General features: G+C 75.4%; 25 protein-coding genes and 1 tRNA gene. 16 read left to right on the top strand and 10 right to left on the bottom strand.

Annotated elements, in window-relative coordinates:
- Positions 1–118: 118 nt before the first annotated feature.
- The 3 genes from iolC (at position 119) to iolD (ending at position 4171) form a co-directional block, all read left to right on the top strand.
- The gene (gene iolC / locus ACF061_RS28900) at positions 119–1114 is read left to right on the top strand and encodes a 5-dehydro-2-deoxygluconokinase (RefSeq protein ID WP_392269918.1); all 996 of its coding nucleotides are present in this window, start codon (positions 119–121) and stop codon (positions 1112–1114) included.
- Positions 1115–1385: 271 nt separating this feature from the next.
- Positions 1386–2294, top strand: a complete 909-nt coding sequence (gene iolB, locus ACF061_RS28895; protein WP_392269917.1) for a 5-deoxy-glucuronate isomerase — start codon at positions 1386–1388, stop codon at positions 2292–2294.
- Complete coding sequence (gene iolD, locus ACF061_RS28890) at positions 2291–4171, top strand: 3D-(3,5/4)-trihydroxycyclohexane-1,2-dione acylhydrolase (decyclizing) (RefSeq protein ID WP_392269916.1); 1881 nt, start codon at positions 2291–2293, stop codon at positions 4169–4171. Before iolB ends, iolD begins: the two co-directional genes overlap by 4 nt.
- A gap of 359 nt (positions 4172–4530) precedes the next feature.
- Here iolD and ACF061_RS28885 read toward each other — a convergent pair.
- Positions 4531–4604 (bottom strand) — tRNA-Pro (locus ACF061_RS28885).
- 102 nt (positions 4605–4706) lie between these two features.
- Between ACF061_RS28885 and ACF061_RS28880 the strand changes: the two genes are divergently transcribed.
- Together ACF061_RS28880 and cobF are read left to right on the top strand one after the other, a co-directional pair.
- Positions 4707–5231: a DUF309 domain-containing protein gene (locus ACF061_RS28880; RefSeq protein WP_392269915.1), complete on the top strand. Its 525-nt coding sequence runs from the start codon at positions 4707–4709 to the stop codon at positions 5229–5231.
- A gap of 123 nt (positions 5232–5354) precedes the next feature.
- The gene (gene cobF / locus ACF061_RS28875; RefSeq protein ID WP_392269914.1) at positions 5355–6125 is read left to right on the top strand and encodes a precorrin-6A synthase (deacetylating); all 771 of its coding nucleotides are present in this window, start codon (positions 5355–5357) and stop codon (positions 6123–6125) included.
- Here cobF and ACF061_RS28870 read toward each other — a convergent pair.
- The 3 genes from ACF061_RS28870 to ACF061_RS28860 all read right to left on the bottom strand — a co-directional run bounded on the left by ACF061_RS28870 (position 6085) and on the right by ACF061_RS28860 (position 9452).
- Positions 6085–6882 (bottom strand): cobalt-precorrin-6A reductase, encoded by a 798-nt coding sequence (locus ACF061_RS28870; RefSeq protein ID WP_392269913.1) that lies wholly within the window; start codon positions 6880–6882, stop codon positions 6085–6087. The two genes, cobF and ACF061_RS28870, sit on opposite strands and share 41 nt — an antisense overlap.
- A 611-nt stretch (positions 6883–7493) precedes the next feature.
- Positions 7494–8339: a polysaccharide deacetylase family protein gene (locus ACF061_RS28865; protein ID WP_392269912.1), complete on the bottom strand. Its 846-nt coding sequence runs from the start codon at positions 8337–8339 to the stop codon at positions 7494–7496.
- Between the two features lie 264 nt (positions 8340–8603).
- Entirely contained in the window at positions 8604–9452 is an 849-nt protein-coding gene (locus ACF061_RS28860) for an SDR family NAD(P)-dependent oxidoreductase (RefSeq protein ID WP_392269911.1), read from the bottom strand.
- Positions 9453–9747: 295 nt separating this feature from the next.
- Here ACF061_RS28860 and ACF061_RS28855 point away from each other — a divergent pair, with 295 nt between their 5' ends.
- Entirely contained in the window at positions 9748–10812 is a 1065-nt protein-coding gene (locus tag ACF061_RS28855; protein WP_392269939.1) for a galactosyldiacylglycerol synthase, read from the top strand.
- A 6-nt stretch (positions 10813–10818) separates the two neighbouring features.
- Here ACF061_RS28855 and ACF061_RS28850 read toward each other — a convergent pair whose 3' ends face one another.
- A complete protein-coding gene (locus ACF061_RS28850) occupies positions 10819–11277 on the bottom strand; it encodes an RpiB/LacA/LacB family sugar-phosphate isomerase (RefSeq protein WP_392269910.1) in 459 nt (152 codons plus the stop codon).
- 281 nt (positions 11278–11558) lie between these two features.
- Positions 11559–12614 carry a serine/threonine-protein kinase gene (locus tag ACF061_RS28845; protein ID WP_392269909.1) on the bottom strand — a complete coding sequence of 352 codons (1056 nt, stop codon included), beginning with the start codon at positions 12612–12614 and terminating at the stop codon, positions 11559–11561.
- Between the two features lie 305 nt (positions 12615–12919).
- On the opposite strand from ACF061_RS28845, the gene ACF061_RS28840 reads away from it, so the two are divergent.
- Complete coding sequence (locus tag ACF061_RS28840) at positions 12920–13108, top strand: hypothetical protein (RefSeq protein WP_392269908.1); 189 nt, start codon at positions 12920–12922, stop codon at positions 13106–13108.
- Here ACF061_RS28840 and ACF061_RS28835 read toward each other — a convergent pair.
- From ACF061_RS28835 to ACF061_RS28825, 3 genes are all read right to left on the bottom strand, one after another.
- Positions 13105–13878, bottom strand: a complete 774-nt coding sequence (locus tag ACF061_RS28835; protein WP_392269907.1) for a sulfite exporter TauE/SafE family protein — start codon at positions 13876–13878, stop codon at positions 13105–13107. The two genes, ACF061_RS28840 and ACF061_RS28835, sit on opposite strands and share 4 nt — an antisense overlap.
- 132 nt (positions 13879–14010) lie before the next feature.
- Entirely contained in the window at positions 14011–15528 is a 1518-nt protein-coding gene (locus ACF061_RS28830; protein ID WP_392269906.1) for a long-chain fatty acid--CoA ligase, read from the bottom strand.
- A gap of 92 nt (positions 15529–15620) precedes the next feature.
- A complete protein-coding gene (locus ACF061_RS28825) occupies positions 15621–16808 on the bottom strand; it encodes a thiolase family protein (protein WP_392269905.1) in 1188 nt (395 codons plus the stop codon).
- A gap of 144 nt (positions 16809–16952) precedes the next feature.
- On the opposite strand from ACF061_RS28825, the gene ACF061_RS28820 reads away from it, so the two are divergent.
- The 5 genes from ACF061_RS28820 to ACF061_RS28800 are packed head-to-tail and all read left to right on the top strand — an operon-like array spanning position 16953 to position 19673.
- Complete coding sequence (locus ACF061_RS28820; protein WP_392269904.1) at positions 16953–17831, top strand: alpha/beta fold hydrolase; 879 nt, start codon at positions 16953–16955, stop codon at positions 17829–17831.
- Between the two features lie 60 nt (positions 17832–17891).
- Complete coding sequence (locus ACF061_RS28815; protein ID WP_392269903.1) at positions 17892–18149, top strand: WhiB family transcriptional regulator; 258 nt, start codon at positions 17892–17894, stop codon at positions 18147–18149.
- A complete protein-coding gene (locus ACF061_RS28810; protein WP_392269902.1) occupies positions 18146–18628 on the top strand; it encodes a Dps family protein in 483 nt (160 codons plus the stop codon). Before ACF061_RS28815 ends, ACF061_RS28810 begins: the two co-directional genes overlap by 4 nt.
- Positions 18629–18675: 47 nt before the next feature.
- Entirely contained in the window at positions 18676–19023 is a 348-nt protein-coding gene (locus tag ACF061_RS28805; protein ID WP_392269901.1) for a DUF3140 domain-containing protein, read from the top strand.
- A complete protein-coding gene (locus ACF061_RS28800; protein WP_392269900.1) occupies positions 19020–19673 on the top strand; it encodes an endonuclease in 654 nt (217 codons plus the stop codon). The genes ACF061_RS28805 and ACF061_RS28800 overlap by 4 nt, the downstream gene beginning before the upstream one ends.
- Before the next feature lie 339 nt (positions 19674–20012).
- On the opposite strand, the gene ACF061_RS28795 is transcribed toward ACF061_RS28800, so the two are convergent.
- A complete protein-coding gene (locus ACF061_RS28795; RefSeq protein WP_392269899.1) occupies positions 20013–20960 on the bottom strand; it encodes a Cof-type HAD-IIB family hydrolase in 948 nt (315 codons plus the stop codon).
- A 214-nt stretch (positions 20961–21174) separates the two neighbouring features.
- Here ACF061_RS28795 and ACF061_RS28790 point away from each other — a divergent pair, with 214 nt between their 5' ends.
- From ACF061_RS28790 to ACF061_RS28775, 4 genes are read left to right on the top strand one after another with little or no spacing between them, the layout of a single operon-like run.
- Positions 21175–21579, top strand: a complete 405-nt coding sequence (locus ACF061_RS28790; protein WP_392269898.1) for a hypothetical protein — start codon at positions 21175–21177, stop codon at positions 21577–21579.
- A 53-nt stretch (positions 21580–21632) separates the two neighbouring features.
- Positions 21633–23036, top strand: a complete 1404-nt coding sequence (locus ACF061_RS28785; RefSeq protein WP_392269897.1) for a glutamine synthetase family protein — start codon at positions 21633–21635, stop codon at positions 23034–23036.
- 1 nt (position 23037) lies between these two features.
- Entirely contained in the window at positions 23038–24213 is a 1176-nt protein-coding gene (locus ACF061_RS28780) for an amidohydrolase family protein (RefSeq protein ID WP_392269896.1), read from the top strand.
- A gap of 34 nt (positions 24214–24247) precedes the next feature.
- Complete coding sequence (locus tag ACF061_RS28775) at positions 24248–24775, top strand: NUDIX hydrolase family protein (RefSeq protein ID WP_392269938.1); 528 nt, start codon at positions 24248–24250, stop codon at positions 24773–24775.
- Positions 24776–24971 lie beyond the last annotated feature (196 nt).

The raw sequence follows: 24971 nt of genomic DNA, 5'->3' as shown, positions 1-24971 counted from the left end.
ACACCTGGGAGGCGGCCGGCTCCCGGGAGCCGGCCGCCTCCACCGCCGCGGGCCCCTGGGATCCGCACCCCGGCACCTCGGGATCCGCACCCCCAGCCCGGTTCGAGGAGCGTCGCGCATGACTGAGGCAGTCGGGTCCGCCCGGACCTTCGATCTGATCACTATGGGCCGCATCGGAGTCGATCTCTACCCGCTCCAGTCCGGCGTACCCCTGGAGCAGGTGGAGACCTTCGGCAGGTTCCTCGGCGGCTCGGCCGCGAACGTGGCCGTCGCCGCCGCCCGGCTCGGCCGCTCCTCGGCGGTGATCACCCGGACCGGCGCCGACCCTTTCGGAACCTATCTGCACCGGGCCCTCGAGGAGTTCGGGGTGGACGACCGATGGGTGACGCCGGTGGACGCCTACCCGACGCCCGTCACCTTCTGCGAGATCTTCCCGCCGGACGACTTCCCGCTGTACTTCTACCGCCGTCCCAAGGCCCCCGACCTGGAGATCCGCACCGACGAACTGGACCTCGGCGCGATCCGCGACGCCCGGATCTTCTGGATCACCGGCACCGGCCTGAGCGAGGAGCCCAGCCGCTCCGCCACGCTCGCCGCGCTCGAGGCCCGGGCCGGGGCGGGAACCACGGTCTTCGACCTGGACTGGCGTCCCGTGTTCTGGCCCCAGGGCGGCAGCGGCTCCCCGCCCGGCGCCGAACAGGCCCGCCCGTACTACGCCGAGGCGCTGCGGCACGCCACCGTGGCGGTCGGCAACCTGGACGAGTGCGAGATCGCCACCGGCGTCCGGGAGCCCGAGGCGTGCGCCGAGGCGCTGCTGGCGGCCGGTGTGGAACTGGCCGTCGTCAAGCAGGGCCCCAAGGGCGTGCTGGCGGTGCGCCGGGACGGCGCCCGGGCGGCGGTCGCGCCGGTGCCCGTGGAGGTCGTCAACGGGCTGGGCGCGGGCGACGCGTTCGGGGGCGCGCTGTGCCACGGGCTGCTGTCCGGCTGGGACCTGGCGGCGACCATGCGGTACGCCAACGCGGCGGGCGCCCTCGTCGCCTCCCGCCTCGCCTGCTCCGCCGCGATGCCCACCGGGGCGGAGGTCGACGGCCTCCTCGCGCGGGCCGCCGCCTGAACGGGACCTCCGTCGGCCGTCGGCCTCCCCGGCCCCGCCGCCGTTCACGGCCGGGCGCCCGCGGGCCGTCCGCCGGGGCGGCGGCCCACCGGACGCGCCGTCCGCCGACCGGCGGACCGGCCGGCAGGCCCGTGGAACCGCTGTGTCCGAGCCCGTCGTGCCCGGACCCCCGTGCCCGGGACCGGTGCGGCCGGGAGCCGTGGGCCGATGTGACCCTGTTGATGTGCCGCGGGCCGATGCGATCGAGCCCGCCCTGTCGAGGAGGCATCCGATGACCAGCCCGTTCCACATCCCCGCCGGCCGGGCCGCCGACGGACCGTACGCCGTGGCCGTCGGCCCCGGGTCGGCCGGCTGGGCCCACTGCGCCCTGCGCGTCCTGGAACTGCCGGCCGGCGGCTCGCACACCTTCGACACCGGCGACAGCGAGTGGATCGTGCTGCCGCTGCGCGGCGGCTGCACGGTGGCGGCCGAGGACGAGTTCGGCCACGACTCCTTCGAACTCACCGGCCGGGACAGCGTGTTCGGCGCGGTGAGCGACTTCGCCTACGTGCCGCGGGACGCCCGTGCGACCGTCTCGTCCACCGGCGGCGGACGGTTCGCGCTCACCGGCGCTCGCTGCGCCCGGCGCCTGCCCGCCCGGTACGGACCGGCCTTCGGGGTGCCGGTGGAACTGCGCGGCAGCGGGAACTGCTCCCGCCAGGTCAACAACTTCGGAGCCGCCGGGGTGTTCGAGTGCGACCGGCTGATCGCGGTGGAGGTGCTCACCCCGGGCGGCAACTGGTCCTCCTTCCCGCCGCACAAGCACGACGAGCACCGCCCGGGCGAGGAGTCGGTCCTGGAGGAGATCTACTACTTCGAGTTCGCCGCGCACGACGGCACGCCGGGCCTCGGCTACCAGCGGGTCTCCCCGTCCGGGCGGGGCCGCGGCACCGACGTGCTGGCCGAGGTGCGCGGCGGCGACGTGGTACTGATCCCGGACGGCTGGCACGGCCCCTCGATGGCCGTGCCGGGCCACCACATGTACTACCTGAACGTCATGGCGGGCCCCGACGACGAGCGCGCCTGGCTGATTCGCGACCACCCCGACCACGCCTGGGTCCGTGACACCTGGCCCGAACAGCCCGTCGACCCCCGGCTGCCCCTGTGCACCGCCCCTGCCCGGCGAGGTCCCCGATCATGACCGAGCCGAGCACCGCGACGATCCGGCTGACCGTCGCCCAGGCCCTGGTGCGGTTCCTCGCCGCCCAGCACACCGAGCGGGACGGGGCCCGGCAGCGGCTGATCACCGGCACCTGGGGCATCTTCGGCCACGGCAACGTGGCGGGCATCGGCCAGGCGCTGGTCGAGCACGCCGACGTCATGCCGTACCACCAGGGCCGCAACGAGCAGGCGATGGTGCACGCGGCGGTCGGCCACGCGCGTCAGCGGGGCCGGCTGTCCACCCAGGCGGTCACCACCTCCATCGGACCGGGCGCCACGAACCTCGTCACGGGCGCGGCACTGGCCACGATCAACCGTCTGCCGGTGCTCCTGCTGCCCGGCGACTACTTCGCCGGCCACGCCGCCGACCCGCTGCTCCAGCAACTGGAGCACCCGGCCGAGGCCGATGTCTCGGTCAACGACACCCTGCGCCCGGTCTCCCGCTATTTCGACCGGATCACCCGTCCCGAGGCGCTGGTCCCGTCCGCGCTGAACGCGATGCGGGTCCTCACCGACCCGGCCGACACCGGCGCCGTCACCCTCGCGCTGCCGCAGGACGTGCAGGCGCAGGGCTTCGACTGGCCGGTGGAGTTCTTCGCCGAGCGGGTGTGGCGGGTACGACGGCCGGCTCCCGACCCGGCCGAACTCGCCGCCGCCGCGGCCGCGATCAGGTCGGCCGCGCGCCCGCTGATCATCGCCGGCGGCGGGGTCCGCCACAGCGCGGCGCAGGACGCGCTGAGGGCGCTGGCGGAGGCCACCGGCATCCCGGTCGCCTCCACCCAGGCGGGCAAGGGATCGCTGAGGTACGACCACCCGGCCGACCTCGGCGGCGTAGGGCACACCGGCACGGCGGTGGCCGACGCCGTGGCCCGCACCGCGGACCTGGTCATCGGCGTCGGCACCCGGTACACCGACTTCACCACGGCCTCCGGCACCCTCTTCCAGAACCCGGACGTCCGCTTCGTCAACGTCAACATCACCGCGTCCGACGCCCACAAACTGGCGGCGGCCACCGTCGTCTGCGACGCGCGGGCCGGCCTCGCGGCGCTCGCGCAGGCGCTCACGGGACACCGTGTGTCCGCCGCCTACGAGGCCGAGTACCGCGAGGGCAGGGAGCGCTGGGAGCGTGTGGTCGAGGCGGCCTACCGCGCGGACGACGACAGCGCCGTGCCGACCCAGACCCAGGTGCTGGGGGCGCTGGACACGGTGGTGGGCGACGCCGACGTGGTGATCAACGCCGCCGGCTCGCTCCCCGGCGACCTGCACAAGCTGTGGCGGACCCGCTCGCCCCGCCAGTACCACGTGGAGTACGGCTACTCCTGCATGGGCTACGAGATCCCGGCCGCCATCGGAGTGCAGCAGGCCGCGCCGGACACCCCGGTCTGGGCGCTGGTCGGCGACGGAACCTATCTGATGATGCCGACGGAGATCGTGACGGCGGTCCAGGAGGGCCTGCCGGTGAAGCTGCTGCTGGTCCAGAACCACGGTTACGCCTCCATCGGCGGCCTGTCGGAGTCGGTGGGCGCCGAACGCTTCGGCACGGCGTACCGCCACCGTGCCGCCGACGGGACCTTCAGCGGCGCCCCGCTCCCGGTCGACCTGGCCGCCAACGCCGCCAGCCTCGGCATGGACGTGCTGCGTGCCGGGAGCGTCGCCGAGTTGCGCGCGGCCCTGCGCACGGCCCGCGCCGCCGACCGCCCGACCTGTGTGTACGTCGAGACGGTCCCGTCCCCGACCGCTCCCGGGGCCGAGGCCTGGTGGGACGTTCCGGTCGCCGAGGTGGCCGCCCGGGGGCCCGCCGTACGGGCCCGCGAGCGCTACGAGCGCGAGGTCGTCAAGCGCCGCCGCCACCTGTGAACCCCGGCCGGCCGAACCCGGTCGGCCGGACCGACCGGCGGGCGCGCGGCAGGTCACGCGCCCGGGCCGAGCCGTGCCCCGTCCCCCGGTACCGGCCGGCCGGGGCAGTCGGGTCCGGTGGGACCCGGGCGCGTCGGCGGGAGTACCACCGGCATGGACACGGTTCACGGGTTCGCCGGCGGCCGGCTCCCGGTCGCGGTGGACATCGAGGCGGACGGTGCCGTCGGGGCGGGCGGTGCCGTAGGGCCGCCGTCGGCCGGGACGCCGGGGACGAGCGCGCCGCAGGCGTTCGGCGGAAATGATCGAGGGGCCGTTTCAGATCTGCTCTGAAACGGCCCCTGACCTGCGACTCTCACAAGTCGGGACGACAGGATTTGAACCTGCGACCCCTTGACCCCCAGTCAAGTGCGCTACCAAGCTGCGCCACGTCCCGTCGCGTTCACGTGCGGTGACCCGCGTGATCGCGTGAACGTCACTTTACCGCACGTCGGGGGCCGCGCCGAAAGGGGCGGGGAGGTCGGGGGAGAATCGGCTCATGAGCAGCACATCCTCCGGCCGGCCGGCCGGATCCCGGGACCGGGACAGCGAGGGCCGGGCACGCAACGCCCGGCCCCGGGACGGGCTGGGGCGGCCCCTGCCCTACGGCGCCGAGGGCGTGCCCCGGCAGCCCGAGGGCATCGTTCGCACTCCGCCGGAGACGCTCGCCGAGGCGCAGGCGCTGCTGGACTCGGGCAGGCCGTTCCACGCCCACGAGGTCTTCGAGGACGCCTGGAAGTCGGGACCGGCCGCGGAGCGCACCCTGTGGCGCGGGCTTGCCCAGCTGGCGGTCGGGCTGACGCACGCGGCCCGCGGCAACGCCGCCGGCGGCGCCCGGCTGCTGCGGCGCGGGGCGGGCGCGGTGTCGGAGTGGACGGCGCGGTCGGGGGTGCGGGATCCGCACGGGCTGGACACGGCCGGGCTGGTCGCCTGGGCACGGAACCTGGCGGACGCGGTGGACGGCGGGGCCGCGGGGACCGTGGACCCGGCCGAGCGAGCGCCCCGGCTGCGCGGCGGCGCGTAACAGAGGTCGCTCGCGGCGGGGCGCGACGGGGCTCGCGGCGGTGTCGTGCGCGCGTGCGGGCTCCCTCGCGCCGGGCGCCGCACCGGTGCACGCGCGGCCGGCGCCGTACGGCAGACTCGGGGCGTGCGAAAGATTCATGTCATCGGCATCGGCGCGGGCGACCCGGACCAGCTCACCCTCCAGGCGGTCAGGGCGCTGCGCGACACGGACGTGTTCTTCGTCCTGGACAAGGGCGAGGTGAAGTCGGACCTCGTGCGGCTGCGCCGGGACATGCTGCACGCGCACGTACCGCGGGGCGGGTACCGCGTGGTGGAGGCACGGGACCCCGAGCGCGACCGGTCGGCGGGCGGGGCCGGCTACTCCCCCGCCGTCGGGGACTGGCGCAGTGCCCGCGCGGACATCTACCAGCGGCTGATCGGCGAGGAGCTCGGCGAGGAGGAGCGCGGCGCGTTCCTGGTGTGGGGCGATCCTTCGCTGTACGACAGCACGCTCGCGATCCTGGAGGAGGTACTGGCCCGCGGCTCGGTCGAGTTCACCTACGACGTCGTGCCCGGCATCAGCAGTGTCTCCGCCCTGGTGGCCCGGCACCGGACCGGTCTGAACCGGGTCGCCCGGCCGGTGCAGATCACCACGGGCCGCCGGCTCGCCGAGGGCTTCCCGGAGGACGTGGACGACGTGGTGGTGATGCTCGACGCCCACCAGGCCTTCCTGCGGTACGCCGACCAGGACATCGACATCTACTGGGGCGCCTACATAGGCACCGCGGACGAGATCCTGGCCTCGGGCCCGATCGCCGAGGCGGCGCCGCGCATCGAGCGGCTGCGCGCCGAGGCCCGGCAGCGCAAGGGCTGGATCATGGACACGTATCTGCTGCGCCGCCGGCCGCGGGAGTAGGACGGGCCGGGTCGTCGTGGGCCAGGCCCAGCCGTCGCAGGGCCGCCCGCACGTCCGGCACCGCCACCGCCCCGTGCGGCAGTGGCGGCCGCCGTACGACGACGACGGGCAGCCCGAGCCGCCGGGCGGCGGTGAGTTTGGCGGCGGTCGCCGCTCCCCCGCTGTCCTTGGTGACCAGCACGTCGATGCGGTGCGCGCCGAGCAGCGCCGTCTCGCCGGGGACGGTGAACGGCCCGCGGGCCAGCACCACGCTCAGGTCCGGTGGCATCGGCGGCTCGGGCGGCTCCACGGACCGTACGACGAAGTGCAGCCCGGACAGGTGGGCGAAGGCGGCCAGGCCCAGCCGGCCGGTGGTCAGGAACACCCGTCGTCCGAGCCGGGGCAGCAGTTCCGCCGCGGCCTCCAGTGAGGCCACCGGGTGCCAGCGGTCCCCGGGTTCCGGCCGCCAGCCCGGGCGGCGCAGGACCACGACGGGCACGCCCGTGGCGGCGGCCGCCCGGGCCGCGTTGCGGGTGATCGACTCGGCGAAGGGGTGGGTGGCGTCGACGACGGCGTCCACGCGGTGCTCGCGCAGCCAGTCGGCCAGCCCCGGCGCGCCGCCGAACCCGCCGACGCGTACGTCGCCGTCGAGTGCGCCGGGCCGTGCCACCCGGCCGGCCAGCGAGGTGGTCACCCGTACGCCGGGGCGGGCCGCGAGCTCCGTGCTCAGTTCACGTGCCTCGGTGGTGCCGCCGAGGACCAGGACGTGCGCAGACATGGCGCCGACCCTACGAGGGGGCGGGTGCCCGCGCCGAATCGTGAACACTGAACCGGTTGAGTGCTCACGGTTCGACCGAAGGGTCCCCCGACGGCATGACTCCCGGAAGCGCAACAGGTCCGGTGGCGTGGCCCCGGGGAGCGCGACAGACCCGACGGCATGACTCCGGGGAGAGCAACAGGTCCGCCGGCGTGGCGCCGGGGAGCGCGACAGGTCCGTCGGCGTGGCGCCGGGGAGCGCGACAGGTCCGTCGGCGTGGCGCCGGGGAGCGCGACAGGTCCCACGTGCATGACTCTCCGGGAGCCCGGCAGACCCGGCGGCCCGGCTCCGGGGCGGTCCGCGGACCGACGGGGTGGCTCCGTGGCGATCAGCGAGCCCAGCAGCGTGCCCTTGCCCCCACGGCGATCAACGGGACCGGCAACGTGTCCCCACGACATCGACAGACCCATCGGCGTGACCGCGCGGCAGCCGCCGAGCCGGGCGGCGCGGCTTCGGGGCGGCCGACGGACACAACTGCCTGGCCCCGCGACATCCAGCAAGTCCAGCGACGTGGTCCCGGGGTGGTCGGCAGGCCCGGCGGCCGGGCGGGCGGCGGTTCGTTCCCGGCCGGATCACTTCGGCTCGGGGGCGTGCGGGGCCATGGCAGGCGCGCGCCGGGGCCGGCTGTCCGGGTGCCGGTCAGCGGGCCGTCCGGGCCGGTCCCGGTGGCCCGTCCCGTGCCCGGACAGCGGGCCCACCTGCCATCCGGCGTCCCGGCAGGCGGCGACCAGGCCGGGCAGCGCGCCGAGGGCCGCGTGCCAGCAGCCGGGGGCCGAGGCGCGGTCGGAGTCGTGGAGCAGGACGGTGCCGCCGCCGCTCAGGTCCGCGCCGACGGTCGCGCGGACCGAGGCGGGGGTCGCCCGCGCCGTCCAGTCCCGGCCCCAGGCGGTCCACAGCACGGGGCGCAGGCCGAGGCGCCGGGCGGCTGCCCAGCGGCCGGCGGTGAGGATGCCGTAGGGCGGGCGGTACCAGGCCGGCCGGCGGCCGGTGAGGTCGTGCACGGCGCGGACCGCGCGCGCCGTCTCCCGCAGGTCCCGGCCGGGGGTGGGCAGCCAGGGGCGGCTGTGGGTCCAGCCGTGCACACCGAGTTCGTGGCCCCGCCCGGTGATGTCCCGGGTGAGTTCCGGGAAGCGGACGGCCGCCTCGCCGAGGACGAAGAACGTGGCGCGCACGTCGAGCCGGTCGAGTTCGTCCAGGAAGCGCGGGGTGGACGCGGGGTCGGGGCCGTCGTCGAAGGTGAGCGCCACGTGGTCGGGGCGGCCGAGGCCCGCCAGGCGCGGGAAGCAGACGGCGCGGAAGCCCGGCAGCCAGGTGGCGGCCGGGACGATGTGCGCCGCGGCGGCGGCGACCGGCACGAGGGCCGCCGTGACGGACCACGCGGCACCGCCGCCCGGCCGTGTTCCTCCCGTGTGTTCCATGTGCTCCCTGCTCCTGGTGTGCTCCCGGCCGTCGACGGCGCGGCGGCCCCGCCCCAATCCGTGACCGGTCGGCCGGTCCACGCGGGCCGTGGCCCCGTCGGCCGGGACGGCGGGGCCGCACCGGTGGGCCCGCGCCGACCCACGGGCCCGCGCCGTCGGCGGACACGACCCACGGGGCGGGCGGTGACGAACGCGCCGGGCGGGGGCGGCGGTGCGCGTGTCCCCCGGTGCCCCTCCGTGGCCCTCCGTTTCCCCTGTTCCCGCTCAGCCGAAGCGGGCGGCGAGGCGTCGGTACAGGGCGGGCGCCGCGCCGCGGACGCGGCCGGGCACCCGGGTCCAGCCGGGGACGTAGACCTCGTCCCGGCCGCGCGTGACCGCCTCCCACACCGCGTCGGCAACCCGGCCGGCCGGCACCGGCTTCGGCCTGGAGCGCCGGTAGGGCACACCGCGGCGGTCGAAGAACGGCGTGTCCACCACGGCGGGCACCACATGGCTGATCCCCACTCCGGTGCCGCGTAGTTCATAGCGCACGGCGTCGGCGAACGCGCCCAGCGCGGCCTTGGCGGCGGAGTACACCGCCTCGCCGCGCACCCCGACCGTGCCCGCCAGGGAGCCGATGATGACGACCCGGCCAGAGCCCTGTTCGACCATGCGGGGCAGCAGCAGCCGGACCAGCCGCAGGGTGGCGAGCACATTGACGTCGAACACCTCGTCGATGGCGCGCTGCGGCATGGTGCTGAAGGGGCCGGCCCAGCCGATGCCCGCGCCGGCCACCAACAGGTCCACCCGGCCGACGCTGTCCAGCGCGAAGTCCGCGAGCCGCCGCTCCGCGCCGGGGCCGGACAGGTCCGCCGGGTAGGCGAGCGCCGAGGTGACCTGAGCGACCTCTTCCAGCCGCGCGGGGTCCCGGCCGTTGAGGACGAGGTGCCAGCCGCCCTCCGCGGCGAGCCGGCGGGCGACGGCCGCCCCGATACCGGACGACGCTCCGGTCACCAGCGCGCCCCCGCCCGGCCGCACGCCGTCGGCGACGGGGTGGCGCCCGGCGCCCGGCCTCGCCGGCGCCTCGACCGGGGCCCGGGAACCGGGCCCGACGCGAGAGGGGGCTTGGGACATCGTGCGCACCTTAGGGTCGACGGTGACCGGGGGCCGGCGGTGCGGCCCCCCACGGTCCGAACGGCCTTGCCGAGGGTGAGGTATCCCGGCGGCCGGGCTCGAAACGTGGGACGGTCCGGGCTGCGTGGCTGTTCGTTTGACTGCGGTGGGTGAGGGTTACTCACTTCCAGTGTCGTCGCAAACGCCGGTACCGCCACCCCTGCCCGCCGCCCGGGGCCCCGTGACCGGGCACCGGCCCGCCCGGCCGCCCGCGCCAGGGGCCGAGGCCGAGCGGCTGCTCATCGTCAGCGCGAGCATGGGTTCGGGCCATGACACCGTGGCCGCCGAACTGGCCCGCCGGGCCCGCGCCGCCGGCAAGGAGGCGCACGTCGTCGACGTGCTGGCCCTGTTGCCGCCCGGCCTGGGGAGCGGGCTGCGCGGCTTCTACCGGACCGCCGTCCGGCACTGCCCCTGGGTGTACGCCGGAATCTACGACCTCTTCCTCCGGCCCGGCCCCCGGCCCCGGCCGAGCGGCACTCCGCTGGCCCGGCTGGCGAGCGGCCGGCTGATGCGTCTGGTCCACGGGACGCGGGCCGAGGTGGTGGTGCCCGTCTTCCACCTGGCCGCCCAGCTCACCGGCCATCTGCGGGCCCGGGGCGCGCTGCGGGTGCCCAGTGTGGTGGTGGTCGTGGACTTCGCGGTGCACCGGCAGTGGCTCCATCCGGGCAACGACCTGCATCTGTGCGTCACGCGGGAGGCGGCCCGGGAAGTGCGCGACGGTATCGGCCGGCCGGCGGAGGCGACCGGCCCGGTGGTGGCCCCCGGCTTCTTCACCAGGGCGCCGGGTACGGCCGGATGGGCGCACCGGTTCGAGCGGCACGGGGGCGGGCGGCCCGCGGTGCTGCTGTCCGCGGGCGCCTGGGGAGCGGGCGCTGACCTGGCCGGCACCGCGCGGCTGCTCGCCGCGCACGGCTTCCTGCCGGTGGTGCTGTGCGGCCGCGACGAACGGCTGCGCCGCGCCCTGGCCGCCCTTCCGGGCGTCCTCGCCTCCGGGTGGGTGACGGACATGCCGGACCTGCTGCACGCGTGCTCGGCCCTGGTGGACAACGCCGCCGGGCAGACCGCGGTCCAGGCCCTCGCCGCCGGGCTCCCGGTGGTCGGGTACCGGCCGCTGCCCGGGCACGGGGCGGAGGGGGTGCGCCGGATGGCGGCCCTGGGGGTGTCCGACCACGCGCCGGACGGGCCCGGCCTGCTGCGGTCCCTGACCCGCCTCACGGAACGGACCCCGGAACGCGAGCGGCGGGTCGCGGCCGGGCGCGCGCTCTTCCGCGACGACGCGTTGTCCCACGTCGTACGGGCGCCGACGGCCCTCGGTCGGTAGCCCCCGCTACGACCGCGCGGCGCGGTCGAGGTCCAGCCGTCCCACCCGGTCGACGTTCTCCCGGTCCTCGGCCTCCCGGCTGGGCCCGGCGGCGAACCAGGCGTCGAGGATCTCGCTCAGCAACGGCTCGGAGGTGAGCCGCAGGCCGAGGGCGAGCACGTTGGCGTCGTTCCAGCGGCGTGCGCCGGCGGCCGTGTAGGCGTCCGTGCACAGGGCGGCCCGGACGCCCGGCACCTTGTTCGCGGCGATGGACGCGCCCGTGCCGGTCCAGCAGCACACGACCGCCTGGTCGGACCGTCCCTCGGCGACGTCCCGGGCCGCGGCCTCCGAGCACGCGGCCCACTGGGCGTCGGCGCCGGGCCGCAGCGCCCCGTGGGCGGTCACCTCGTGCCCGCGTTCGCGCAGCCGGGCGAGGAGCGCGCGGGCCACGGGTTCGTCCATGTCGGAGGAGACGGAGATCCGCATGCCTGGGAGCGTACGCCCGGCACGGAGCCGTGACGACAGTGCACCGGCACGCTTCCCCGGGCTCCGCGGGCAGGGCCCCGATCGCCGCACCGGGCGAGGGCCCGAGCGGGTCGGGTGCGAGGACTGCCGCCCGGCATTCCCCCGGCCCTCGGCCAGGAGCCCCGGAGCAGGCACCGCGGAGCCCACGGGACCGCGCCCCGGGCGACGACGGGAACCTGACGCCGGGCCCGGGCGTCGCGGGGCGGACGGGAGCGCGACGGCAGGGCCCGGACGCCGTTGTCTCAGAACACGGACATGCCGACGAGGACCGCGGAGACGAACAGGACCGCGCCGCCGACGACGGCGAGCAGGCGGAAGTGGCGCCGCAGCGGACTGCGCAGGCCGGGACGGCGCGGTGCCACCCGGTGCACGCTGGTGCTCCATTCGGTGTCCTGGGCGGGCACCGGCGCCGGGAGGGCACGCTCGGGGGCGCCCCGGTGCGGCACGGGTACGGCGCCGGGCTGTTCCGGCGGCAGCGGTTCGGGCGCGCCGCGCCAGGCCCCGCTGCGGAACCAGTCCGCGGTCTGCTGGGCCGTGGGCCGCTCCTCCGGCCGTTTGGCGAGCAGGCTCAGCAGGTAGGCCTCGAAGGCGGGCGGCAGCACGGCGCCCCGCTGGTGCGGCGGCACGGGCGGTGCGTCGACGTGCTGGTACAGCAGCGCGGTGGGGGTGTCGGCCTCGAACGGCGGGTGGCCGACGGCGAGTTGGTAGAGCACACAGCCGAGCGAGTACATGTCGGAGGCCGAGGTCGCGGGGGTGCCGATCGCGCGTTCGGGCGCCAGGTACAGGCCGGTGCCGACGATCTGCCCGGTCGTGGTGAGGCCGGCCGACGGGTCGTCGACGAAGCGGGCGATGCCGAAGTCGGCGATGCGGACGGTTCCGTGGCGGTCGCTCAGCAGGTTGCCCGGCTTGATGTCGCGGTGCACGATGCCCTGTTCGTGTGCCGCGGCGAGCCCCTCGGCCGCTTCCTGCGCCACCTGGGCCAGCCGGTCCGGCAGGAGCGGGCCGGTGGCGGTCAGCTCGCCGGCGAGGCTGCCGCCGTCGACCAGTTCCATGACGAGGAAGCAGCGGCCGTCCCAGGTGCCGAAGTCGAGCGTGCCGACCACGTTGCGGTGGTTCAGCCGGGCGGAGGTCTGCGCCTCCAGCCGGAACCGCGCCTCGGCCGAGGCGTCGGCCACGTCGTTCAACAGCACCTTGACCGCGACCGGCCGGCCGAGCACCTCGTCCTGGGCCTGCCAGACCTCGCCCATACCGCCGCGCCCGATGACCGTGTGCAGCCGGTACCGATCCGCCACCAGCACCCGTAGACCGCCTCAATCCCCGAAAGATCCCCGAAGTCCCACCCTCACGACCGCGCCCGGCGAGGGGCACGGCGGCTGCCGGGCACCGCACCCGGGTCGCGGCAACCGGCCCATCTTAACGATCACTTGGTGTGCCGCCGACCGACGCCTTACCCGGACGGCGGCGAACGGACGGCGACCGGAGTGCCCCACTGAACACTTATGAGTGAAAAGCAGGAAGTCGCTTCTCGTACAAATATGTAGAACTGATCATGTATGTCATCGTCGCCCTACCCGCTGATCCGCTCGGGAAAGGGAGGACGATCTTGGATCCTTTGACGTGGCTGCTCATCCCCTTGGCGACCGTGTTCATGGCGAGTGTGTGGAGTTGCTGCGCCGGAAGATCACGGCGCGCCGACGTCTGGACGGACGTGCAGCGCTACGACCGCCTGCGGGCGGCACTCGCGCGCGCGGCGTCCGCCGACTCCCCCGCCACCCCCGTCTCCAGCGGCTAACCCAGCAGCAACTGCAGGCCGCCGACGACCGTCGCCGCGATCACCAGCTGCTCGAAGAGCCGCTGGTTGATCCGGTGCACGGCCCACTTGCCGACCAGCGCGCCCGGTACCACGAACACGGCGAGCGCCGCGTCGAGGAGCAGGGAACGGCCGTCGATCAGTCCGAGGCCCGCGCTGAAGGGCACCTTGGAGACGTTGACGACGAGGAAGAAGAAGGCCGACGTCCCGAGGAAGCCGAGCTTGCGGAAACCGGCGGAGAGCAGGTACATCGACATCACCGGGCCGCCCGCGTTGGCGACCATGGTGGTGAAACCGCCGAGGACACCGTAGGAGCGGGCCTTGAGGCGGCCGGGCCGGGTGGTGACCGCCTCGGGCCGATCCTCCCGGCCGGCCGCCCGGCGGCGCCCCACCGTCACCGCCGTCATCAGCAGCAGGGTCGCGCCGATGGATGTCCGCACGACCCCGTCGTCGGCCCACAGCAGGAACAGCGTGCCGAGGACGACCCCGGCCGCGACGGCCGGGAACAGACGCCACAGGGTGGGCCAGTGGGCGTGCCGCCGGTAGCTGAGGACGGCGAGCACGTCCCCGGCGATCAGCACCGGCAGCAGCACCCCGGTGGAGGCGCGGGCGGGGAGCACCGCCGCGAAGACGGCGAGGCTGACCGTGCTGGCCCCGCTGACGGCGGTCTTGGAGAAGCCGACGAGCAGGGCCGCGAGGGCGAGCGCCGCGAACCCCCAGCCGGATATGTGCCAGAGCGTCATCGTGTTCATGCGGAGACCGATGCTATGTCCTGACAACCGCGGGGCGTGAGCACCGTCCGGCCGCACGCCCCGTACAGGCCACCGGGCGCACGCCCCGTCCCGGGCGCCACGGGCCGCCCGCGCGGGCGGCCCGTGGCCCGCTCAGCGCCGGCCGTCGCGGTACCGCGCCCGCAGCTCCCGCTTGAGCACCTTCATGCTCGGCCCGAGCGGCAGCGCGTCGGTGAACTCCACGCGCCTCGGGTACTTGTGGCGGCCCAGGCGCTCCTTCGACCAGGCGGTGACCTCGGCCGGGTCCGCCTCGGCGCCGGGCGCGGGGACGACCACGGCGCACACCTCCTCGCCGTGCAGCTCGTCCGGCAGTCCGATGACGGCGACCTGGGCGACGCCGGGGTGGCGCAGCAGCACCTCCTCGACCTCGCGCGGGTAGACGTTGTAGCCGCCGCGGATGATGACGTCCTTCTTGCGGTCGACGATCCGGAGGAAGCCCTCGTCGTCCTTGGTGCCGAGGTCTCCGGTGCGGAACCAGCCGTCGACGAGCGCCTCGGCGGTGGCCTCGGGGCGGCCGAGGTAGCCGGAGAAGACGTTGTGGCCGCGGATGACGACCTCGCCCAGTTCGCCCGGGGGCAGCAGTTCGACGGCGTCCTCGACCTCCGCGCGGGCGATCTCGACGTCCACGCCCCACAGCGGGTGGCCGATGGTCCCGGCCCTGGTTCCGAACCAGGGCTGGTTCACGCTCGCCGTCGGCGAGGTCTCCGACAGGCCGTACCCCTCGTAGATCCGCGCGCCGAACGCCGCCTCGAACCGCTCCAGCACCGCGACCGGCAGGGAGGCGCCGCCGGAGATGCACACCCGCAGCTCGGGCAGGGCGTCGGCGGCGGCCGCGGCGGCTGCGAGCGAGACGAACATGGTCGGCACGCCGTGGAAGGTGTTCACTCCCTCCTTCACCATCAGCTCGATCGCCCGGGCCGCGTCGAAACGCGGCAGCAGCACGAGCGTGGCCCCGGCCCGCCAGGTGGAGTTCATCGACACCGTCTGACCGAAGGCGTGGAAGAGCGGCAGCGCGCCGAGCGCGACGTCGTCGGCGCGGATGTCGTTGGCGTCGAAGGCGTTGACGGTCGCGTTCATCACCAGGTTGAAGTGGCTGAGTACGGCGCCCTTGGGGACGCCGGTGGTGCCGCTGGTGTAGAACACGACGGCCGGGTCGTCGGCGGCCCGGGTGAGGTAGGACGGCAGCGGCTCGGCGGCGGCGGCGAGCCTTTCCAGCTCCGCGCCGAGGGTGACGACCCGGACGCCGACGGCGTCGGCCGCGGCGGTGCCCGTCGCCGCCTGCGCCGGGTGGCACAGGAGCAGGGCGGCGCCACTGTCCTTCAGGACGTGCTCGACCTCGTCCGCCGACAGCAGCAGGTGGACGGGGACGACGACCGCCCCGGCGGCGGCGATCGCGTAGTACGCCTGCGGGAACTCGGCGGTGTTGGGCGCCATCAGCGCGACGCGGTCCCCCGGCCGCACGCCGAGCTCGACGAGCGCCCCGGCCTGGGCGCGGGCCCGCTGCCACACCTGGGCGAAGGTGAGCCGCAGGTCGCCCTCCACGAGCGCGGTGCGGTCGGGGCGGCGCCGGGCGTTCTCGGCGAGGATCGCGGCGACGGAGAGGGTTGCCATGGAGGGGTACTTCCTTCGGTGCGGCTTCGTTGCGGCTCTTGTTTCGCTTGTCCCCGTGGGACGCCCCCGTCTGCGTACGTATGCGCGGCCGGCTAGTGCCGCTCGATGAGTACGGCGGTGCCCTGACCCACGCCCACGCACATGGTGGCCAGACCGCGGGCCGCTCCGGTGCGGCGCATGCGGTGCAGCAGTGTGGTGAGGATGCGGGCGCCGGAGCAGCCGAGCGGATGGCCGAGGGCGATGGCGCCGCCGCTCGGGTTGACCAGGTCCTCGTCGATGCCGAGCTGGTCGACGCAGGCCAGGGCCTGGGCCGCGAACGCCTCGTTGAACTCGGCCTCCGCCACGTCCCCGACGGTCCAGCCCGCGCGGGCCAGCGCCTTGCGGGTGGCGGGGACCGGTCCGAGCCCCATCACGTCGGGATGGACGCCCGCGGAGGCGCCGGCGACGTAGCGGCCGAGGGATTCGAGGCCGAGGTCGTTCAGGGCCTCCTCGCTGACCAGGAGGAGGCCGGCGGCGCCGTCGTTCATCGGGGAGGCGTTGCCCGCGGTGACCGTGCCGCCCTCGCGGAAGACGGGCCTGAGCCGGGCCAGCTTCTCCCGGGAGGTGTCCTCACGGACGCACTCGTCGGCGTCGACGACCACCCCGTCGGGGCGTTCGACGGGCAGCAGTTCGTCGTCGAAGTGGCCGTCCTTGCCCGCCCGGGCGGCCCGTCGGTGGCTGCGCAGCGCGAACTCGTCCTGGCGTTCGCGCGCGATGCCGTACCGGGCGGCCACCTCCTCGGCGGTCTCGCCCATGGCGAGCAGGCCGTGCAGTTCCCGCATGGCCGGGTTGACCAGGCGCCAGCCGAGCCGGGTGTCGTACGTCTCCATCCGGTGCGGCAGCGCCTCGTCGGGGCGGGGCAGCACGAAGGGGGCGCGGCTCATCGACTCCGAGCCGCCCGCGAGCACGATGTCGGCCTCGCCGGCGGCGATGGCGCGGGCGGCGGCGGTGACGGCCTCCAGGCCGGAGGCGCACAGCCGGTTGACCGTGGCGCCCGGCACCGACTCGGGGAGTCCGGCGAGCAGGGCGGCCATCCGGGCGACGTTGCGGTTGTCCTCGCCCGCCTGGTTGGCGGCGCCCCAGTACACGTCGTCGATCCGGGCCGGGTCCAGCGCGGGCACCTCGGCGACCAGGGCCCGGATCACGTGCGCGGCCAGGTCGTCGGGGCGGATGCCGGACAGGGCTCCGCGCAGCTTGCCGATCGGGGTGCGGCGGGCGGCCGCGAAGTGGACGGGACGCACGACAGGACTCCTCGGACGGCTCACACGGCCTCGCGCGTCGTTGCGCGGACCATTAATTAGCACTGCTAGTTTTGGACTATAGACCTCGGACCGGCCCCCTGGGAAGATCCCTCCCCGGAGCCCCGCCGACGCGTTGGAGGAGACATGGCCGACACCCGCGAGCATGTCCTGACCGGAACCCGGGGCACGCTCTGCGTCCACGAGTGGCCGCACGCCCGGCCGCGGTACCTCGCCGTCCTGGTGCACGGGTACGGCGAGCACGCCGGGCGGTACGCAGAGGTGGCGGGCGTGCTCGGGGCGCACGGCGCGGCGGTGTACGCGCCCGACCACATGGGCCACGGGAGGTCGGCCGGCGAGCGGGTGGTCGTCGAGGACTTCGAGGACGTGGTGACCGATGTGCACGCCGTGGCGGACCTCGCCCGGGCCGCGCACCCGGGGCTGCCGCTGGTGCTGGTCGGCCATTCCATGGGCGGCCTGATCGCGGCCCGCTACGCCCAGCGCCACGGCGCGGAGCTGACCGCGCTGGTGCTGTCCGGTCCCGTCATCGGCGCGTGGGAGCTGCCCGGGCGGCTGCTCGCGCTGGACGAGATCCCCGACACGCCGGTCGGTCCGGCCGCGCTCTCCCGGGACCCGGCGGTCGGCGCGGCGTACGCGGCGGACCCGCTGGTGTGGCACGGGCCGATGAAGCGGCCGACGGTGGAGGCGTTCGCGCGCTCCCTGGGGGCCGTCGCGGCGGGCGGCGGCGTCGGCCGGCTCCCCGTCCTGTGGCTGCACGGCGCCGACGACCGGCTGGTGCCGCTCGCCGGGAGCCGGGTCGGCGTCGAACGGCTCGGCTCGGGCGGTGGCGCAGACGACGGCGAGGATGACAGTGACGGCGGCGGTGGCGGGGGCGGCCGTGCCGGGGGCGGCGACCTCACCGAGCGGATCTATCCGGGCGCCCGGCACGAGGTGTTCCGGGAGACGAACCGGGCCGAGGTGTTCGCGGATGTGACGGGTTTCCTGGACCGGGTTCTGGCGCGCTGACCGGGCCGGGGACCGGCCCGTCATTGTTTGCGGTGGTCGACTCAGGGCACCCGCGCGACCATGGAGTGGTTGCGCAGTGCCGCCTGCGTGGGCGAGGACCCCGAGCTGTTCTTCCCGGTGGGCACCATCGGCCCGGCGGTGCGGGACATCGAGGCCGCCAAACGCGTCTGTGCCCGCTGCCCGGTGATCACCCAGTGTCTGTCCTTCGCGCTCGGCAACGGACGGACCGCGGGTGTGTGGGGCGGGACCTGCGAGGAGGAACGCGACGCACTGCTCCGTACCGCCAGAGACGACTCCACGAGGAGAACCACCGTATGACTGTCGTGAAGAGCACGATCTCCGACTCGGCCCGCCAGGTCACCGGGAACGCGTTGCAGAGCACCCTCGTCGATCTCCTGGGGCTCTCACTGATCGGGAAGCAGGCGCACTGGAACATCGTGGGCCCGCGGTTCCGCTCGATCCATCTCCAGCTCGACGAAGTGGTGGCGGCGGCGCGCGAGTTCGCCGACACGGTCGCGGAACGCGCCTCGGCGCTCGGCATCTCGCCGGACGGCCGGCCCGAGACGGTCGCCTCGGCGTTCACGCTGCCCAGCCCCAAGGACGGCTGGGTGCGCGACGTCGACGTCGTCGAGGTCATGGTCGAGGCCCTGGAGGCCGCCATCGCACGGCTGCGCGAGCGGATCGACGAGACCGAGAAGCCCGACCCGGTCACCCAGGACCTGCTGATCGCGATCACCGCGGAGCTGGAGAAGCAGCGCTGGATGTTCGCGGCGGAGAACGTGTCCCACGAGGGCTGACCGGCGCGCCGCGCCCGCCGTCCGCACCACGAACGAAAGGGGCACCGATGACCGACGCCCTCGAACTGGACGCGCTGTGGGAGGACTTCCACCGCGTGGTCAACATGACCTCGCAGGAGCTGGCCGCCTGGCTGCGGGTCCGGGACGCCGAGGAGACCACCGAGCCGCTGCCCGACGACGCGGGCACGCCGACCGGCCGGCATGTGCTCGCGATCCTGCAGAAACGGCGCACCGACCTCACCGACGACGACCTCCGGGTGATGCGCCGGGTCGTCGACACCGTCACCGCGCAGGTGGACCTGGAGAACGAACCCGAGCCGTCGGACGCCGGCGACACCGGCCGCCGGCACCGGCTGATGACCCTCGGCCACGATCCACTGAAGGCCACCCGGTGACCGAAGCCCGCGGCCGGGAGGCCCGGGTGCTGCGGGAGCTGGTCGAGGCGCACGGCGAGACGTTCGCCCACGAGGCCGGCATCACCTTGAAGGACACCCCGCAGCCGCTGTACCGGCTGCTGGTGCTCGCCGTTCTCCTCAGCGCCCGGATCCGCGGCTCGGTCGCGGTGGCCGCCGCCCGGGCGCTGTCCGAGGCGGGGCTGCGCGACGCGCGCAGCATGGCCGCGTCCGACTGGCAGGAGCGGGTGGACGCGCTGGGCCGCGGCGGTTACCGGCGCTACGACGAGCGCACGGCCACCCAGCTCGGTGACGGCGCCGAGCTGGTGGCCGAGCGCTGGGGCGGCGATCTGCGCCGTCTGCGTGAGGAGGCCGGCGGCGACGTCGGCGCGCTGCGCGAGCTGCTGCAGGAGGTGCCGGGGCTGGGACCGGCGGGCTCGGACATCTTCCTGCGCGAGGTCCAGGACGTCTGGTCCGAGCCGGTCCCCTACCTGGACGCCAAGGCCCTGTCCGGTGCCGAACGGCTCGGCCTGCCCACGGATCCCGGCCGGCTCGTCGCCCTGGCCGGAGACACGGCGCCGGCCGTCCTGGCGGCGGCACTGGTGCGCGCGGCGCTCGACAAGAAGATCGTCGAGGCCGTCACCGGCGCCTGAGCGGGCCGGACGAACCGCTTCCGGGCGCCCGCCTCCGCGTCACCCCACGGGGCAGGCGCCCGTCCCGGCACGCCCCGCCCGTCCCTGCCCCGCACGGCCCGCCCGGCGCCCGCCCCGCGGGGCGGGCGCCGGGCGCCGGTCGGTGGGTCCGCGGCGGTCGGCGGCCAGGCTGCGGTCGGCGCTCGGCGCTCGGGCTGCGACCGGCGGCCACCGTCCTGCCGCGGCGCCCGGTGCCCGGCTCCCGCCCGCCGGTCGCGGCGACGCGCCGCCGTCGGACCCGCGCCGCCGTCAAGCCGGCGTAGCCGTCAGTCCCGCGCCCTCGGCAAGCCCCCGCAGCCGTCAGACCCGCGCCGCCGGCAGGTCCAGCAGCCGGGCGACGGTGCGCAGGACCCCGTCTTCGTTGTTGGAGGGGGCCAGGTGGCGGGCCCGCCGGATGATCTCGGGGTGGGCGTTGGCCATGGCGAACGACCACTCGGCGGCGTCCAGCATCTCCAGGTCGTTGAGGTAGTCGCCGAAGACCAGCGTCTGCGCGGCCGTGATCCCCAGGTCCCGCTGGAGCCGGCGCAGGGCGGCGCCCTTGTTCGCGGTGCGGTTCATGACGTCGACCCAGTGCTCGCCGGAGACGACGACCTGATGGGTGGCGGCGAACGGCGCCAGCGCGGGGGCCGTGGTCCGCTCGGCCGACCCGAAGTCGAACAGGGCGACCTTGACGACGTCGTCGTCGCCGACGTCGGTCACGTCCGCCACGATCCGGTGTTCCACGTAGTACTTGCGGACCTCCGCCAGGAACGGCTCGTCGTTCCGCTCGACGTAGGCGGACCGCTTGCCGCAGACGACGGCGCCCACGTCCGCGCCCCGGCCCGCCAGGTCCCGCACGGCCAGCACGAGACGTTCCACGACGGCCGGGTCCATCGGGTCCGAGCTGAGCTCCACTCCGTCCCGGACCACGTGGGCGCCGTTCTCGGCGATGAACACCATGCCGTCGTCCGCGCCGGCGAACTGCTCGGCCAGCGTCGCGTACTGGCGTCCGCTGGCGGGGCTGAAGAGCACACCGCGGCGGCGCAGTTCGGCCAGGGTGGGCCACAGGCCCGGCGGGAGCCGCTTGGCGTCGTCGAGGAGCGTGCCGTCCATGTCGGTGACGATCAGCCGTATGTCGACGGGACCGGCGGGGAGTTCCGCGGCGGTCTCGGAGCCGGTGCCGGGGGCGGCCTCGGGGTCGGCGTCGGAAGCGTCCTCGACGGTGATGAGTTCGACGGCGGTGGGCAGGGGCGAGGGGGTGCTGGGCATGTCCTGGTCTCCGTGCGGGGCGCGGCGGCGCGCCGGGGGCGAGCGGTGGGCGTCGGCGCCGTGGTACGGCCCTGCCGGCCTTCGAGACAAACACGTCCCACCGCTTCCGGGCAAACCGCGCCCGACCGGACCCGCGGGACCCGAGCCGCCGGGCGGCCGCCGAGTCCGCCGATTCCCGGGACAGCGCTGATCACCGGGCGGCACAATGGCGGCGATGAACTTCGTCCCGGACACCCACCAGGCCCGCGACACCGTCCGCCGGCTCATGGCGGCGGCGCCCTCCCTCGGCCTCCCGGCCTCGACGCACCCCACCCCCGACACCGACCCGCACGGCGAGTACGCCGCGACGGCGACGGCGACGGCGACGGCGACGGCGACGGCGACGGCGACGGCGACGGCGTTGCGGAACGAGCGGGCCGCGCCCCAGGTCACCGCCCGGCCGCGCGCCGAGGCCGCCGCCTTCCGCACGGGCCGGGTCCGGTCCAGCCGGGTCCGGTCCAGCCGCGTCCGGGCGAGCGTGGCCCCGGTCCGGCCGGGTCCCGTGCCGTGCTCGCGCCGGCGGCCGGACACCGGCTCCCCCGCGGCGGCGCGGTTCCGTGCGGCGGCCGTGAATCCGTGACGCGGGGCGACGCGCCCCGCCCGGTCAGAGCTCGTCCGAGTTGAGGAGAACGTATGACCACCCTCGCCGATCCCGTACCCGGTGGGCGTCCCGGCGACGTCGAACGGGCCACCGCGCTCAGCGGTGAGCTGGCCGGGCGTGGCGTGCACGGTGTCGTCCTGGCCTACGTGGACACCGCCGGGATCGGCCGGGTCAAGACGGTCCCGGTGGCCAAGCTCCCCGCGGCGGCCGCCTGGGGGGTGGGCATGTCACCGGTGTTCGACACCTTCCTGGCGAACGACTCGATCGTCACCACGGACGTCCTCGGCTCCCCGGACGGCGATCTGCGGCTCTACCCGGACCTGGACCAGCTCGTCGCCCTCGCCGGGCAGCCCGGCTGGGCGTGGGCGCCGGTCGACCGGATCACACAGGACGGCGAGCGGCACCCCGGGTGCGGGCGTACCTTCCTGCGCCGCATCGTCGCGGACGCCGAGCGGCGCCTCGGCGTCACCTTCAAGGCGGCCGTCGAGATCGAGTGGGCCGTCGGCCGCGCGACGGCGCCGGAGGACGGCTTCGAGCCCGCGGTGTCGGGGCCGGCCTACGGTGCCGTCCGCCAGGTGGAGCTGAGCGACTGCACGGCGGACCTGCTGGCGGCCTGCGCGGCGCAGGGCGTGGACGTCGAGCAGATCCACCCCGAATACGCCGCGGGGCAGTTCGAGATCTCGGTCGGCGCGTTGGACCCGGTGGCCGCGGCCGACCGGAGCCTGCTGGTGCGCCAGACCATCCGGGCGGTGGCCCAGCGGCACGGGCTGCGGGTCTCGTTCGCCCCGGCCGTCCTCGCCGAGGGCGTCGGCAACGGCGGGCACCTCCACCTCTCCGCCTGGCGCGGCGGCGCCAACCTGCACAGCGGCGGCCAGGGCCGGCACGGCATGACGGCCGAGGCCGAGTCGTTCACCGCCGGGGTGCTGGCCCGGCTGCCCGCCCTCACCGCGGTGACCGCGCCGAGCCCGGCCAGCTACCTGCGGCTCAAGCCCTCCCAGTGGGCCGGTGTGTTCACCGCCTGGGGCCGGGAGACCCGCGAGGCGGCGCTGCGCGTCGTCACCGGCACCCGGGGCCTGCGCGACCAGGCCGCCAACCTGGAGGTCAAACCGGTCGACCTCGCGGCCAATCCGTACCTGGCACTCGGCTGTCTGATCGCCGCGGGACTGGACGGCATGGCGTCCTCGGCGCGGCTGCCCGAGGAGATCACCGGAGACCCCGCGCGGCTCGCCCCGGCCGAGGCCGCGGCGCGGGGCGTACGGCGGCTGCCGGTCTCCCTGTCGGAGGCGGTCGCCGAGTTCCGCGGGGACACCCTGCTGCGCGACACCCTCGGACCGGTCCTGGCCGACGCGGTGACCGCGGTGCGCGAGGGCGAGGTGGCGGCCGTCGCCGGGCTGGACGACGCGCAGGTGGCGGCGGCCTACCGCTGGAGGTACTGAAATGGGCGGGCCGGCCGTCGCCGGAACGGTGGACGAGGCGGTGGCCGCGGTGCCGCTCGTGGACCACCACTGCCACGGGGTGGTCACCGCCGACCTGGACCGGACGGGGTTCGAGTCCCTGCTCACCGAGGGCGAGGTGTGGCCGGACAGCGGGATCTCGCTCTTCGACAGCCCGGTCGGGGTGGCCGTGCGCCGCCACTGCGCACCGGTCCTGGACCTGCCCCGGCACGCCCCGGCCGATCAGTACCTGGCCCGCAGGGCGGAACTGGGCGCGCACGAGGTGAACCGGCGCTTCCTCGCCGCGACGGGCACGGCCGCCCTGTGCGTCGACACCGGCTACGCGCCCGAGCGGCTGACCACCCCGGCACAGCTCGCCGAGCCGGCCGGGGCGGCGGCGCATGAGGTCGTACGGCTGGAGAACATCGCGGAGGCGGTGGCCGCGCGCGGTGTGGAGGCGGGCGAGTACGGGGCCGCCGTGCTCACCGCCGCGCGGGACGCCGTACGCCGGCCCGGGGTGGTGGCGGTGAAGTCGGTGGCCGCCTACCGCACCGGTTTCCGCCTGGATCCGGCCCGCCCCACGGACGCCGAGGTCACGCGGGCGGCCGCCGGGTGGCTCGCCCGGCCAGGCCGCCGCCTGGACGACCCGGTCCTGGTCCGGCACCTGCTGTGGACGGCCGTCGACCTGGGGCTGCCGCTCCAGCTGCACACCGGGTTCGGGGACAACGACCTGCGCCTGCACCACACGGACCCGGCGCTCCTCACCGACTGGCTGCGCCTGACGGCGGGCACCGTCCCGGTGATGCTGCTGCACTGCTGGCCCTACCAGCGGCAGGCCGCCTATCTGGCCGCCGTCTTCGAGCAGGTGTACCTCGACGTCGGCCTGGCCCTGCACCACGTCGGTCCGGCACGGTCCGGCGCCGTCCTGGCCGAGGCCCTGGAGATCACGCCGTTCCGCAAGCTGCTCTACAGCTCCGACGCCTTCGGCCTGGCCGAGTTCCACCACCTCGGCGCGGTGGCCTTCCGGCAGGGGCTGGCGGGGCTGCTGCGGGAACGGGTGGCCGCCGACGAGATGAGTACGGCCGACGCGTTGCGGATCGTCCGGTGGACAGGAGGGGAGAACGCACGGCGGGTCTACCAACTCGCCGACCCGACCGGTTCCACCGATCGCGCCCATTGAGAACGACTGAAAGTATGATCAAGCAATGTCTGACATGACCGAGACCACACCCGGTTGGCTGACCACGGACGAACTGGAGGCGGCGCGCGCCCGCATGCCGATCCTGTACGTCGAGGCGGTTCCCGTGCGGGTCGACGACAGCGGCGAAGTGACCAGCATCGGACTGCTGCTGCGCATCGGACCGGACGGCACGGTCAGCCGGACCCTGGTCTCCGGCCGGGTGCTCCACCACGAGCGGGTGCGCGACGCCCTGCTGCGCCACCTGGAGAAGGACCTCGGGCCGGTGGCGCTGCCGCGGGTGCCCGCGTCCCTCCAGCCCTTCACCGTCGCCGAGTACTTCCCGACAGCCGGCATCACGGCGTACCACGATCCGCGCCAGCACGCCGTGTCGCTCGCCTACATCGTCCCGGTCACCGGGGACTGCCGCCCCCGTCAGGACGCCCTGGACCTGGTCTGGTTCAGTCCGCAGGAGGCCGCCTCCGAGGCGGTGCAGAGCGAGATGCCGGGCGGGCACGGGGTGCTGCTCAAGCAGGCCCTCGCCCATGTCGGCCACGTCGGCTGAGACGCTTCGCCGCCGGCTCTTCGGCGGCGCCCGTGCCGGAATCCCCGGGCTCCTCGGCCCGCCCCGCCGGGCGGGGTGGTCCACGGGCCCGCGCTCGCGCGCCACGTCGGCCTGCGCTGCGCGGCGGCGTGCGCTGGGCAGCGACCGCGCTCCGGACGACGGCCGCGCTCCGGACGGCCGTCGTCCCCCTCTCGCC

Origin of the sequence: Streptomyces sp. NPDC015220, from assembly GCF_043079345.1 — a bacterium.
Taxonomy (GTDB): domain Bacteria; phylum Actinomycetota; class Actinomycetes; order Streptomycetales; family Streptomycetaceae; genus Streptomyces.
The sequence above is the reverse complement of the archived record's forward strand: the minus strand, read 5'-3'. Positions and strand labels throughout refer to the sequence as shown.

What these genes read in the sequence shown, in the direction of transcription:
- ACF061_RS28815 (WP_392269903.1), top strand. Translation starts at nt 17,892, where the DNA reads ATGGAGTGGTTGCGCAGTGCCGCCTGCGTGGGCGAGGACCCCGAGCTG.
- ACF061_RS28865 (WP_392269912.1), bottom strand. Translation starts at nt 8,339, where the DNA reads ATGGAACACACGGGAGGAACACGGCCGGGCGGCGGTGCCGCGTGGTCC.
- ACF061_RS28775 (WP_392269938.1), top strand. Translation starts at nt 24,248, where the DNA reads ATGACCGAGACCACACCCGGTTGGCTGACCACGGACGAACTGGAGGCG.
- ACF061_RS28860 (WP_392269911.1), bottom strand. Translation starts at nt 9,452, where the DNA reads ATGTCCCAAGCCCCCTCTCGCGTCGGGCCCGGTTCCCGGGCCCCGGTC.
- ACF061_RS28880 (WP_392269915.1), top strand. Translation starts at nt 4,707, where the DNA reads ATGAGCAGCACATCCTCCGGCCGGCCGGCCGGATCCCGGGACCGGGAC.
- ACF061_RS28795 (WP_392269899.1), bottom strand. Translation starts at nt 20,960, where the DNA reads ATGCCCAGCACCCCCTCGCCCCTGCCCACCGCCGTCGAACTCATCACC.
- ACF061_RS28855 (WP_392269939.1), top strand. Translation starts at nt 9,748, where the DNA reads ATGGGTTCGGGCCATGACACCGTGGCCGCCGAACTGGCCCGCCGGGCC.
- iolC (WP_392269918.1), top strand. Translation starts at nt 119, where the DNA reads ATGACTGAGGCAGTCGGGTCCGCCCGGACCTTCGATCTGATCACTATG.
- ACF061_RS28810 (WP_392269902.1), top strand. Translation starts at nt 18,146, where the DNA reads ATGACTGTCGTGAAGAGCACGATCTCCGACTCGGCCCGCCAGGTCACC.
- ACF061_RS28830 (WP_392269906.1), bottom strand. Translation starts at nt 15,528, where the DNA reads ATGGCAACCCTCTCCGTCGCCGCGATCCTCGCCGAGAACGCCCGGCGC.
- iolD (WP_392269916.1), top strand. Translation starts at nt 2,291, where the DNA reads ATGACCGAGCCGAGCACCGCGACGATCCGGCTGACCGTCGCCCAGGCC.
- ACF061_RS28870 (WP_392269913.1), bottom strand. Translation starts at nt 6,882, where the DNA reads ATGTCTGCGCACGTCCTGGTCCTCGGCGGCACCACCGAGGCACGTGAA.
- ACF061_RS28835 (WP_392269907.1), bottom strand. Translation starts at nt 13,878, where the DNA reads ATGAACACGATGACGCTCTGGCACATATCCGGCTGGGGGTTCGCGGCG.
- ACF061_RS28790 (WP_392269898.1), top strand. Translation starts at nt 21,175, where the DNA reads ATGAACTTCGTCCCGGACACCCACCAGGCCCGCGACACCGTCCGCCGG.
- ACF061_RS28850 (WP_392269910.1), bottom strand. Translation starts at nt 11,277, where the DNA reads ATGCGGATCTCCGTCTCCTCCGACATGGACGAACCCGTGGCCCGCGCG.
- ACF061_RS28820 (WP_392269904.1), top strand. Translation starts at nt 16,953, where the DNA reads ATGGCCGACACCCGCGAGCATGTCCTGACCGGAACCCGGGGCACGCTC.
- iolB (WP_392269917.1), top strand. Translation starts at nt 1,386, where the DNA reads ATGACCAGCCCGTTCCACATCCCCGCCGGCCGGGCCGCCGACGGACCG.
- ACF061_RS28780 (WP_392269896.1), top strand. Translation starts at nt 23,038, where the DNA reads ATGGGCGGGCCGGCCGTCGCCGGAACGGTGGACGAGGCGGTGGCCGCG.
- ACF061_RS28805 (WP_392269901.1), top strand. Translation starts at nt 18,676, where the DNA reads ATGACCGACGCCCTCGAACTGGACGCGCTGTGGGAGGACTTCCACCGC.
- ACF061_RS28785 (WP_392269897.1), top strand. Translation starts at nt 21,633, where the DNA reads ATGACCACCCTCGCCGATCCCGTACCCGGTGGGCGTCCCGGCGACGTC.